Origin of the sequence: Flavobacterium sp. GSB-24, from assembly GCF_027924665.1 — a bacterium.
Taxonomy (GTDB): Bacteria; Bacteroidota; Bacteroidia; order Flavobacteriales; family Flavobacteriaceae; genus Flavobacterium.
In genome coordinates, this window is the sequence record NZ_AP027043.1 from 4,442,537 (window position 1) to 4,455,514 (window position 12,978).

A 12,978-nucleotide genomic window follows, 5' to 3' on the forward strand; every position below is an offset into this window, starting at 1 on the left:
TGGTTCGTCTTTCATTAAAATGCATTTTTCTTTAGCTTCTTTACTCTTTTAGTTTACCACTTTCTACAAACCATTTTTTCCATACGCCTCCTACTCCATCCTTCCAATTATTCAAATTAAATGTATTGACTCCTGTACTAGTTCCTCTAATTTCATAAACATTAATTGCAGTTGCATTCCGATTCCATTCCAGTAGAGTGTTAGGCTTACAAATTTCTGGCTTGTTATCTGGAATTTCTGTATTTGGTGCTATAAAGTATGCGGTATCTTCCCTTGCAGGATAATTGCCAAAGACTCTTGCAATTCCTTTTTCGTCGATACATACCGATGTGTATTCATCACACGCAATTCCTTTAGCTTCTACTTTATAATCATTTATAATTCGAGCTAAAAAAGTCACGTGCCTTCCTTTTCTATCGGGGTTATCATAATGCGTATCGGTAATTACATCTTTTAATATTGCATTATCTAAAAATAAATCATTTGATAGTGCAATTTTAGTATCATAAGGATTCAATAAAGCTTCTTGAGAAGTTATCGTGCCGTTTTGAGCCGAAAAATAAAAACCTCCCTGAATAGCCATACCTGCACTGGTTCCGCCCACAACTGCCTTTCTTTTAATAGCATTATTGATAGCTTCAGAAATTGGAGTGTTTCGCCAGTAAGAAATATATTCCCATTGATCTCCGCCGGCGAACCAAATCGCTTCTGCATTATTTATTTTCTCCAGTATATACTTATCTGACTTCGCTGCAACAGTCTTAAAGACAATGGTTTCAACAGAATTAACGGCAACACCTAAAGAAGAGTGTAAGTACGAATTATAACCATCGGATCCCGAAGTTCTTAATATCAAAACATCTCCGCCAGCTGCCCTTTTTAGAAACCATTTCATTGCTTCATCATTTTCGGTGGCTCCTCCCATTAAGCAGATTCCGCCTTCTGGAACAGTAATTTTATCTACTTTATTTCCTGTAAAATAAGACACGTAGTTTTTTACTTCTGGTTTTTGTTGAACTGAATTTTCCTGATTATTTTCAGAAGAACAACCGCTTAAAATCAGCAGAAAAGTTATCGTAATTGTTTTCATTTTACTATGATTTTACCAATTAAATAAATATAAAGGAGGGAGAATCAGCAGCATAGACGCTATTAAAAACACCAACATTCTAGGCAGCATCCATTTAAACCATTTACTATAGGGTATTTTCGCCAAAGAAAGCGCTCCCATTGTAACCCCGCTTGTGGGAATGATAAGATTAGTAAAACCATCACCTAATTGAAAAGTAAGCACAGCCATTTGTCTGCTTATTTCTGATGCATCACAAATAGGAATAATAATAGGCATCGTTAAAGAAGCTTGTCCTGATCCTGAAGGAATAAAAAAGTTTAAAAATGATTGGAAAAAAAAGATACATTCAGCGGATATAGCTTTGGGCGTGTCCTGCGTTATTGATACAATTGAATTAAGTATTGTGTCAATAATTTTGCCTTCCTGCGCAATGATTAATAGTCCTTTAGCCAATCCAATTACCAAAGCTGCAGTCATCATATCTTTAGCTCCAGATACAAAAGCATCTATCGCTTTTGACATAGACATTCTGTAAATAATGGAAACAAAAATTGCTAATGCCAAAAATAAAGCAGCAATTTCGTTTATGTACCAATCATAATTACTCACCCCATAAATTAATATGATAATTGAAGCAAAAAGTGCATATAAAATTATTTTTCTTGAACCGTCTAATTTAAAATCTGATACCTCAAGACTGCTTTTCTCTTTCTCATCAGTACTGCCAAATAATAGACTTTTCTCGGGATTTTTTTCGATCTTTATTGCATAGTGAGTGATTACAGTGCAGGCACAGGTTGTCAAAACAAACCATACAAAAATCCTATATTCCATCCCGCTAAAAATTGGAATTTGTGCAATACCTTGTGCAATACCAATAGTAAATGGGTTACTAAAGGCTCCTCCAAAACCAACACCAGTGCCAACAATTGGAATAGCGGCACCAACAATAGCATCATAACCCATCGCTTTTGCCATGGGTACGGTAATTAAAATAAATATTAAAATTTCTTCGCTCAATCCAAAAGTAGCTCCAGCAAAAGAAAACAATATAATTAAAAAAGGAATAATGAAAATTTTATGTTTTGGCTTTTTTTGACTGAACTCAATTACATTAAAAAGTCCAGCATTTATGGCACCTGTCAAATTTATAATAGAAAAAGCACCTCCAACCAAAAATACAAAAGCAATAATTTGCGATGCGGAAATAAAACCTTTAATCGGAGCTTCTAAAAAAGCTTTAATTCCTTGAGGAGATGCCGCTACATGTTTGTACGAACCTGCAATAATCTTCTCAGTATTGTTTCCGTGTGACCTATCGAACTCTCCTGCAGGAATAACCCAGGTTAAACCAATAAAAAGAATAGTGATCACTAAAATAATAGTGATTGTATCTGGAAATTTTTGTAATAGTTTCATTTTTTTAAAGTTTAAATTTTTCTCCAGGTAGAAGAATGTCTATAAGAATATTTTCACCGCCCAAAAGACCATCTTTTGTTTTAATACTATTTTTATTCGAGTTTTTTAAAATGATAACTTGTGATTCTCCAGAAACTACTGCTGAGTCACCATGAACAATTAGGGCAGTTGATTCATTAATACCAATTGCTTTTTTATCAGGATGCTCTAAGACAACTGAAAGGAGCCTGTTCATTCTCATCCTGTAAATAAAGTGCTGATCTATGATTGCAGAGGGCATTAGTCCAAGTCCTTCTTTAATCTCAAAATTTTCTGACTCAATAGTTCGAAAGTTACCAGTGTACTGAGAATGTTTATACTCAATACCAGTTATCATTTCCCTGCTCATTACAGCAGCGCCAGCGCTTGTTCCAGCAATTGTCGCACCATTTTGGTATGCGGTGTGTATGGCTTGGTATGCTGGTGTGTGAAGAATTTGGGACATAAATAAATTTTGGTCACCGCCAGTAATGTAAACTAAGGATGCTCTTTTTATAGAATCAATCTGATAAATGCTTTGCTGCTCTTTTTTTAAATTAAATGTTTTTATTTTATCCGCATTGATTCCTACGTCAACAAAACTTTTTTTAGCATAGTATGACGCAGAGTCTGGCTCCTCGCTTGCCATTGGAAGTATTACAATAAAATCGTTATCTTTCAAATTACTAGTGCTTATCAATTCCTTAATCAGTGATTTAGATATTTTACCGCCTCCAATTATAAATAAGTTTCCTTTGGCTGTATTTTTTACAATTTTGCCTGCTGGTAAATTATCTTGTTTGAAAGACTTATTTTGTTTTGATTTGCATGATAAACTTAGTAATAAAATTATCATTGCTAATTGTTTGAAAGTTTTCATTTTTGACATTAAATTTTTTCTTCCAGATCCCAGATAAACACTTTCTTCTCACTATTTTTCTCACTCACATATCCTCGATACATTCCTTCCGAGTTATAAGAAAAATTAACATTGCCATCCTTATCAATTGCGATAAGTCCTCCTTCTCCTCCAAGCTTTGTCAAATGGCCTTTGATGGTTACTTCAGTTGCCTGCTCAAGAGACATTTTCCCAAATTCCATTAAATTTGAAACCATTGAAGAGACTGTGGCCCTGATAAAATATTCTCCAACACCTGTACAGGACACGCCGCAAGTCTTATTATTGGCGTAAGTACCAGCACCGATAATTGCAGAGTCACCAATACGTCCATCCAATTTATTGGTCATACCTCCAGTTGAAGTTGCTGCAGCTATATTACCATTTCTGTCAATAGCAACAGCGCCAACAGTTCCCATCTTTAAATTTGTATGATCCAAAAAACTTGCTGTTTCAGAAATTTTTTTCGCCTCCAAAAATTGTTCTTTTCTAAAATCAGTGTCAAAATAATGGTTATCCACTAATTCATGATTAGTTTGTTCTGCCAAACTATCCGCAGCCTCGCCTGAAATCATTATAATATCTTTATTTGCTAATAAGCTTTTGGCAAATAAAATAGGGTTTTTAATTTTCATACTGTTCGCTACCGCTCCAGCCTCTAAAGTAGCACCATCCATTATTGACGCTTCCAGCAAATGTTTGCCCTCACGAGAATAAACCGCTCCCTTTCCTGCATTAAAATGGATACTATTCTCTAAAACTACTACAGCAGCACTAACAGCATCAACAGCATTGCCTCCTTCTGCTAAAATTGCTTCTCCTGCATTCAGGGCAAGAATTAAGTCATTTTTTATTTTATTTTTGTCTGTTTGTGATAAATTCTCAGGAGTTATTACACCGGCACCTCCATGTATACAAAGTGCAAAGGTTTTTTTATTTGTCATTTCTTTTTTCTTTTTTCTTTTTTTTGATTTGAAAGAAGACTGCTGGCGAAATACCATTTATTGATGGATTCCGCAGTAGCAGCTTCTTATTTTGATTTTAATATCCTGGATTTTGTTCTAATTTGCCGCGAGCAATCGTAATTTCATTTTGCGGAATCGGATAAGTTGTTCTAAAGGCAGGAATATTTAAAATTGAAGATGCCTTTCCTAATCGAACTAAAGTAAACCACTGATGTCCTTCAAAGCCTAATTCTCTTTTATTTTCTTCAATCAGAACATTAATAAAAGCATCTAGATTTGGAATCTCCACCAAAGTGTAAGGTTTAGCAGGCAGAGCTCTTTGACGCACCACATTTAAATCAGCCAAAGCTAAAGTTAAATTTTGCGGGTCTTTCTTTGCCAGTGCCTCTGCACGGATTAAATAGATTTCTGAAAGTTTGAGGATAATTGCATTTCCATCTATCTCGCTGTCACGGGTTCCATATTTATCACAAAAAACTTCTTTTCCTGAATCATAATATTTATAGCTTCTTGGATCGTTATCAGCGTCCATTGCTTTGAAGAAATTATTGTAGTTGGCAGAAACCTCTGGAGGAGAAACTGATAAATATTCGGTTAAACTATTACCGTCAATACCTAAAAACTGTAACTCCAGTATAGCTTCAGACGAACCTTCAACATCATAAATATCATTAAATTTTGTATTTAATTTATAAGTACTATTGCTGATCACTTTAGTGGCGTACAATATAGCGTTATCATAATCACCTTGATATAAATAAACCCTTGCAAGTAAAGCCTCGGCTGCTGCTTTTGTAATAAAAAATCTAGCACTGTCATATTTCAAAATTGCGATAGCTTCTTTTAAATCTGAGATTATCTGCTGATAAGATTCTGCAACAGTAGACCTAGAAATTTCGGCTGCCGCTTTTGCATCCAAATATTTAGTTGAAACAGGAACACCATATTTTGAGTTTAGATCTGTAAATTGTCCAAATTGACGCAGCGCATCAAAATGCCCTAATGCCCTGCAGAAAAGTGCAGTTCCTTTAGAATTATCATCTTGTAACTGAAGCTCTTCCATTTTTAGCAAAATCAAATTACTGGCATTAACAAGAGAATAAACATTTACCCAATTGCTTTGAATATAAGCATTTGAGGGAGGGACAATAGCATTGTCTAATTGTGTAAAACGTTCCTGAAAGCCTGTCGCATCAGCATTACCGCCTGTTAATTCCTGAGCCAATATAAATTCACCTCCATAGTAAGTGCCGCTTTGCATCACATCATATAATCCGACAGCTGCTGCCTTTAATGAAATATTATCAGTTATTGCAGTTGCCGCTGGAATTTCATCATCTAATTTAGTGTCTAATACATCGTCACATCCTAAAACTGTAAAGGCAAGCAGCATAGACAAGAATATATATATCTTTTTATTTTTCATGATTTTAAAATTTAAAATGTTGTACTTAGTCCTAATGTAAAAGTGCGCGCCTGACCTAGAGTTCCAAAATCTTCCCCTTGCATGCTGTTTAAATCTTGCTGACTTGAAGTATTTGTAGAAACCTCAGGATCAAAACCTAAATAATCTGTTATGGTAAACAAATTTTGAGCTTGTACGTAAAGAGAAAGACTATTTAAACCAATTTTATGAATAACATTAGAGGGCAGTTTATAAGCAAGACTTAACGTTTTCAATCTTATGTAATCACCGTCTTCCAAAAACTGCGTGCTAAAACGCTGCATTTGCCCATCTTTTGTTGATGGTCTTGGTACGTCGGTAATTTGCCCAGGCGTTCTCCAATAATTATCATATACTCTTTCGCTTATATTAGAATAAGGGATGCCGCTTTTTGTATAACCATAATTATCATAAACATGTCGGCTTTGATTGAATATTTTATTTCCACCAGAGAATACGAAGTTTGCTGTTAAGGTAAATCCTTTGTATGTAAAATTATTGCTCCATCCGCCAAAATAAGTTGGTAATGCACCGCCAACAATCTGCCTGTCAGAGAAATCAATAATTCCGTCCTTATTCACGTCATCAAATTTTGCGTCTCCAGTTTGAGGATCTACACCCAAAAATTTAATTAAATATAAAGTACTAACCTCCTGTCCTTCTTTAAGAATATGATTTCTTCCTACTTCTTCTCCATCGTTGATTAATTTTTTAATTTTGTTGTCAAGCAGCGTAAAATTTATTCCTGTATTCCATTTAAAATTTCCATCAAAGACAGCAGCATTAATTCCAAATTCGAATCCTTTATTTTCTATAGCTCCAACATTTTGGTAAACGGAGTTAAAGCCTGTAAGTCCCGAAACTTTAGCCTGCAATAAAAGATCATCTGTTTGTTTGTTGAAATAATCTGCCGTAAAATTGATTCGGTTTTTAAACAATCCAAAATCTAAACCAATATCGAGCTGTTTTGTTTTTTCCCAGCCCAAGTCTGGATTTTCTAATCGATTAGGCGCTATTCCCGGAACTCCGTTATAATTAGCATTCAAAGTATAAGTTCCTCTCCAGTTTGAACCAATTTCCTGATTTCCTGTGAGGCCGTAACTGGCTCTAATTTTAAAATCAGAAATACTTTCAATTTTGAAAAATTTCTCTTTATTAATTCTCCAAGCTAGTGATCCTGACGGAAAATAACCATACTGGTTGTTCTCTCCAAAGCGGGAAGAACCATCAGCTCTCACTGTAAATGATGCTATATATTTATCATCATAAACATAATTTGCTCTAGCAAAAAAAGACTGCAATCCGTATTGATTTCTACCAGACGTACTCGCAATAATTGTACTTGCCGCCGAAATACTAGATGTTGTATTAGTAGCATATCCTACACCAGATTGATCTGAAAAACGAGTTTCATTTTCTTGTATTGTCCATCCTAAAATAGCTCCGAAATTATGCTTTTCGCCAAACTGTTTGTTGTAGTTTAAAGTATTTTCCAAAAGCCAGTTGGTTTCTTCATAAGTCGCAAAAATACCTTCACCTGTTTTAGATTTATTTGTGCCAGACGGAACGTAAGAATCCTCAACTAAGTTGGAATATTCTAATGAAAAAGCAGACTTAAATTTTAAATCTGGAATAATTTTCCATTCCACATATGCTGTTCCTTGTACACGTGTCGATTGAGAGTTGTTTTTATATTCTTTGGCAATTTGAACAGGATTCTCAAGAGGCCACCAAGTATTGTATTTGAATGGATTGGTGTAATTCCCTTTATCATCATAAATTGGTTCTGTAGGATCCCATCCCTGCGCATTAATTACAACTCCATATTCATCGTTTTCTCCAATTGTTCGCTGATGATTACTTCTAGTTATAAAAAAAGTATTTCCTATTTTGAATTTTTCATTAATATTATGATCCAGATTCATACGGGCACTTAATCTCTTAAAGCCTTGCCCCAATTGAATTCCTTCCTGATTATAATAATTCCCGCTTAAGTAATAACTTGTTTTTTCGCTTCCGCCTTTAACACTAAGATCTAAATTTTGCGTTACACCCACTCTGAAAATTTCATCATAGATATTGGTGTTGATTCCTTTTGAAGTATCAATCCAATCAAAATAATCAGAACCTAGTCCGTCAAATTCTGCAGCGGTATTAAAAAATTTTTTAAACTTCTCGCTGTCTACCATTTTTGGATATTTTGAAATTTGAGCAAAAGAAGTATAGTAATTAACATCGACAATACTTGCACCAGTTTTACCTCTCTTTGTGGTAATTAAGATTACACCATTAGCACCTCTTGATCCATATATAGCTGCAGCTGCAGCATCCTTTAAAATTGTAAAAGATTCAATGTCATTTGGGCTCAAATCCGCTAAAGGATTAACAGGCTGTATATTAGCATTCAAGGCTGAATTATTTCGAGATACTATTGGAATTCCGTCTACTATGTATAAAGGCTGGCTGCTGGCCGAAATAGAAGACACACCACGGATATTAACACTCACAGCACTTCCCGGTGTAGCCGAAGATGAACTAATATTCACCCCTGGAGTCTGCCCTTGGAGACTATTTTCAAAACTTGACGAGGTTCCCTGAGGCAGGTCTTTTGTTTTTATAGATTGTACACTCGAACTTACATCCTTTTTAGATTGTGTTCCGTAACCAATAATCACCACTTCATCTAGACTTTGGCCTTGACCCGATGTCATAAAAATAGTGTAATTGGATTTTCCATCTATAATTACTTTTTGAGTTTGAAATCCGATATAAGAGAGTTCTATTAAATTGCTGTTATCAGGTATTTGAAGTTCAAATTTTCCATCAAAATCTGTAATTGCACTTGCTTTTGAATTAGGCGCAATAACATTGACACCTGCCATGGGTATATTGGATTGTTTGTCTACAACAGTTCCTTTTATAGTTTTTTGAGCGTATGTTGAAATGCATGATAACAACACAACAATTAGCTTTAGTTTATTGTTTAGTTTCATTTTCTTGATTTAAAATTTAATAAAATTGACAATAGAAATACCTTAACTATCCATGAAAATGAAGCGTTTTGGCATAAAAATCTGTAAACGAAGAAGGGAAACTTTAACAATTAAATATTGGCTGCAAACCTTTTAGATAAAGTGATTTGCAATCAATACAGCGGTTTGATAAATTGGTAAAATTCATTTGGTTTGGGTTAGTTTGGTTGAGAAAATAAAAAAATACAATAATGATATCAAACACTCCAGAACGGTGGTGTATAAATATCAATTTTATTCAGCAATTAAAGATAGGCTGAAGACCTCTTAAAGTAAGAGATTTTGTTTTTGTGATTGTATTTGCTTTTCCTGAAATCAAAAGAGACTGATTTTATTTGATGTTAAAAGTAGAAAAAAAAATGAATTAAAAAATAAAAACCACACTTTTAATTAAATTTTATTTACCCTTTTAGTTTTTATAATGATTTTTCTTTATAATTTTAAGATTCCTGCCAAATAAAACAAAAAGATTTTCTAAAAATCTAATATTGGGAAACATATTCATTTGAAAAATAGTTTCCCAATATCAAAATAAATAATTCTAAAAAAAGAAGTATGAAAATTGATTGCTTTGTCATTATCTGCGGAATGCTTTAAAAAACAAAAAAATTAATTTGATATTATAAATTTAGAACGTTTTACGACTTGGTCTCCCTTTCTGATGGAAAGTAAGTATTGACCCGCTTTTAGATCTGAAACGTTCACATCTAAGCTGTTTTCACCAGGATTCCCCTTAACGTTAATTGTTTTTAAAAGCGAAGCATTAAGATCATAAATAGAAACTTGAATATCTTCTTTTTCTGCCACTGCAAAATCAATTTTAAGGATATCTACAGTCGGATTTGGGTAAATTACTATCGGATTATTCGTCACTTCTATATTTTTAATTTCCTTAAATTTTGCGGTTCCGCCTGAAACATTCAATGTATAATCTTCTGTTTCGCCATAAGTATAAGTACCGCAAGAAGATGTAATTGAATTATAACTTACTATGATCCGCATTCTTATGTTTCCATTTACGGCTGATGCTGGTATTGTGATTTGAGGTGTTAAAGTGGAGCTGCTAAAAATAGAATATACCTCTTCTCCCGAATCGGTAAATGCACCATTATTATTTAAATCAATAAATACTTTCCAGTATAATTTTCTCGTTGCACTAAATCCAGGAGTCAATGTCAAAGTGGTCGCGGTTCCTTTAGAGATGTTAGCTACTTGTGAAGAAAAATCAGCATAACCTCCATTTGAATTACTTAAATTACTAATACTGCCAATTGCTACTTTTTTAATCCATTCTCTACTGGCATCACTTCCGGCGGAAGAACAATAGGTCACTGTACCGCCACCTCCAGATGTTGTGGTGAAGTTTATCGTTGCAGCTAGAGAGGAACCGCTTGTGCAATTGCCATAAACTTCAACATTATAAACAGTATTAGTATTTAAACTTGTTAAATTAACCGTAGTTGCTGTTGTAGCGCTAAGTGTTGTCCAAGTTGATGAACTATTTGTCTTATATTTAACAGTATAATTTGTTGCACTACCCGCCCAGTTAAGGATTGCAGAATTAGTTGTTATGCTGCCTACAGTTAAATTTGTAGGCATAGGACAGCCTGATGGTGCAGTACCTAATGTTTCTGTTAAAGTCCCATTAACTACTTTAATCACTCCATAACTTGCTTTAGATCCTGAAACTGTCGTCCAATCGTTTAAATTTAGTGTGGTAGACCCTGTACTATCCCCTTCAATTTTGATGATCTTTACTCCTTTTCCGTTATTGTTCCAAGTTAAAGCAGAGCCTGAAGTCACAGTTTCTGGTAACGAACTGGTATCAAATTGATAGAAATAAGCATAATTTGCGCTTGCCGGAGCAAAAACCTTAGCAATACCATTTTGGTCAATACAAACTGCGGTTTTTTCATAAACCCCAATTCCTTTTGCATTCAATCCCGCACCCAAATCTTTCCACATTCTGGCAATAAAAGCGGTTTGTCTACCTCTGCGATCCGGATTATTATAATGTGTATCAGTAATTACATTAGCCAGTATTGGATTGTTTAGAAAATCATTTGCTCCAATGGTCATATCTGAATTATATGGATTGGCCAAGGCTTGAGCTGATGTAACACTTGCATTTGCAGCACTATAATAATATTTACCTTGAATAGCGCATCCAGCGCTGGTTCCTCCAACAGGTACTTTCTTTGTGTTTATAAGATAATTTATAGCGTCTTCGACCGGAGTATCTTTCCAATAAGATACATAAGTAGCTTGATCTCCACCTGCAATAAATAAAGCTTCAGCATTTCTGATTTTTGTCGCAATTTCTGCAATACTGGCCCTTGCTCTAGTATCTATTAAAATTGTTTCTACAGAATTTACTGTTCCCAATCCATAGATATAATCATTGTAAGCTCCTGTACCTGCAGATCTAATGACAACAAAATCACCGCCACCTGATTTTTGTATCATCCATTTTATTGCATCATCATTATCCGTTCCGCCTCCCATTAAACATGTACCTCCTGTAGTTGTGGTGTTAACATCCGAAGTACTTCCTGTTATCCAGCTTGTATAAGTTTGTGAGTAGGCAAAATTTATTGTGAATAGAAATAATACTATATTCAAATAATTCTTCTTGATATTGTAAATATTTTTCATAATATGTTTTTTGTTTAATGTTAAAATTTAAAAACTAACAATAGTCCTAAAATCGCAAATTATACTGTTGCAACATGTTTAAAACATATTACAACAATGTTTACAGAATTTTAAATGCTATTGAAAATTGTATTTTCCAATCTTTTAAAAATTAATAAAATGGAATATTAGTTTTCAATACAATTTCCAAAGTAGAAAGTAGAAATTAATATATTGAAAACTTTAAGTATGAAGAAAGCTATTTTCAACAATTGAATATTGGCTGCAACCCTTTTAAATAAAGTGATTTGCAATCAATACAAACGAGTGCTAAGTTATTATAGTTCATTTTTTGTAGTTGAGAAAATTAAAAATAAAATAACTAAATTGTAAACGAGAAGCTTTTAAAAGCAAAGGTCCGTAACAATTTTCTTCAACAATTAAAAATAGGCTGAAGACCTCTTAAAGTAAGAGATTTAGTTTTTAAAATTTTATTTATTTTCCTAGAAATCAAAACAGTAGATTTTATTTAACCAAAAATATAAAAAAAAATGATTCAATAAAATAAAATTTACAAATTCATTAAACTTAATTCATCAATTATTATTTTTATATAAATTAAATGCACATAAAATCAAAATTTATTGAATAAATAAAAATTTATCATGAGTTTAAAATTGATTTAATGGAGCTTTAAAAAATATTTAAACTATTCTAACACACGTGTAAATTGGACTCGAAATCAGAAAAATCAGGAAAGGAAATTTATCGTTCGAAAGATGTAATCTGCAGGAAATCTATCGGTATGCGCTGTATTTGTTAATACCCAATCTTATATTTTTTGACCTGCCGATTTGATTTCTTTAAAATCCTCATAGTTGGTAAAGTACTCCAATGCCAAAACTAATAGTATTGCGCTTGCATTATATACTTTTTGCATTATGACTGCCAAACCCAAATAACCAAATCCAAATAGAAAAAAGAAACAGTAAAAGGTCAACAAGCATAAAATACAGCAGAATTTAAGGAAATGAAGTTTTGACTTTAGAATATATATCGTAATTGTAAAGAGACCAAACAATGTTAAAACGATCGATATGGTTCCCAGATCATGCAAGGGCGTTGCAATTAAGAAAATAAATACTATGTTAACGATGCCAATAAATTTTAAAATTTTGGCCCATTGTACAGAAGGTATTTTTTTTGACATATTGATAAAAAAAATCCCATAACCCGCCGAGTGGAATGCCATCGCAATAACTGCCCAGATCCTGCCGGGATTTTCTGAACCATTTATCGCTTTTGCAGCAAATAAATTGCTTACGAAATTTTTTGACCAGCCAAACCCTATGGAATTCTTGTCAAACAATGAGCCGCCAGGATAAAGTGAGGCCGCTATTACCATCAAAATCAAGGAAATGGACAGACATAGTAAAACCGAATATTTTTTAATCATCTTCTTAATTGTTCAATTTTCCAACTCTCGACTAATTCAT

The 12,978-nt window shown here is 33.6% G+C and carries 8 protein-coding genes; all 8 read right to left on the reverse strand.

Annotated features, from left to right (window positions below):
- Window positions 1-40 precede the first annotated feature (40 nt).
- The 8 genes from QMG60_RS18865 to QMG60_RS18900 all read right to left on the reverse strand — a co-directional run bounded on the left by QMG60_RS18865 (window position 41) and on the right by QMG60_RS18900 (window position 12,938).
- Window positions 41-1,090, reverse strand: a complete 1,050-nt coding sequence (locus tag QMG60_RS18865; protein WP_281866037.1) for a cyanophycinase — start codon at window positions 1,088-1,090, stop codon at window positions 41-43.
- A gap of 12 nt (window positions 1,091-1,102) precedes the next feature.
- The gene (locus QMG60_RS18870) at window positions 1,103-2,491 is read right to left on the reverse strand and encodes a Na+/H+ antiporter NhaC family protein (RefSeq protein ID WP_057116308.1); all 1,389 of its coding nucleotides are present in this window, start codon (window positions 2,489-2,491) and stop codon (window positions 1,103-1,105) included.
- A gap of 4 nt (window positions 2,492-2,495) precedes the next feature.
- Window positions 2,496-3,389 (reverse strand): cyanophycinase, encoded by an 894-nt coding sequence (locus QMG60_RS18875; protein WP_134140341.1) that lies wholly within the window; start codon window positions 3,387-3,389, stop codon window positions 2,496-2,498.
- An 8-nt stretch (window positions 3,390-3,397) separates the two neighbouring features.
- Complete coding sequence (locus QMG60_RS18880; protein ID WP_134140339.1) at window positions 3,398-4,351, reverse strand: isoaspartyl peptidase/L-asparaginase; 954 nt, start codon at window positions 4,349-4,351, stop codon at window positions 3,398-3,400.
- A 97-nt stretch (window positions 4,352-4,448) separates the two neighbouring features.
- Window positions 4,449-5,798 (reverse strand): RagB/SusD family nutrient uptake outer membrane protein, encoded by a 1,350-nt coding sequence (locus tag QMG60_RS18885; RefSeq protein WP_281866038.1) that lies wholly within the window; start codon window positions 5,796-5,798, stop codon window positions 4,449-4,451.
- Window positions 5,799-5,809: 11 nt separating this feature from the next.
- Window positions 5,810-8,809 (reverse strand): TonB-dependent receptor, encoded by a 3,000-nt coding sequence (locus tag QMG60_RS18890; protein ID WP_281866039.1) that lies wholly within the window; start codon window positions 8,807-8,809, stop codon window positions 5,810-5,812.
- 648 nt (window positions 8,810-9,457) lie between these two features.
- On the reverse strand, window positions 9,458-11,503 hold the full coding sequence (locus tag QMG60_RS18895) for a GEVED domain-containing protein (protein ID WP_281866040.1): 2,046 nt from the start codon (window positions 11,501-11,503) through the stop codon (window positions 9,458-9,460).
- Window positions 11,504-12,314: 811 nt separating this feature from the next.
- The gene (locus QMG60_RS18900; RefSeq protein ID WP_281866041.1) at window positions 12,315-12,938 is read right to left on the reverse strand and encodes a hypothetical protein; all 624 of its coding nucleotides are present in this window, start codon (window positions 12,936-12,938) and stop codon (window positions 12,315-12,317) included.
- Window positions 12,939-12,978: the final 40 nt, after the last annotated feature.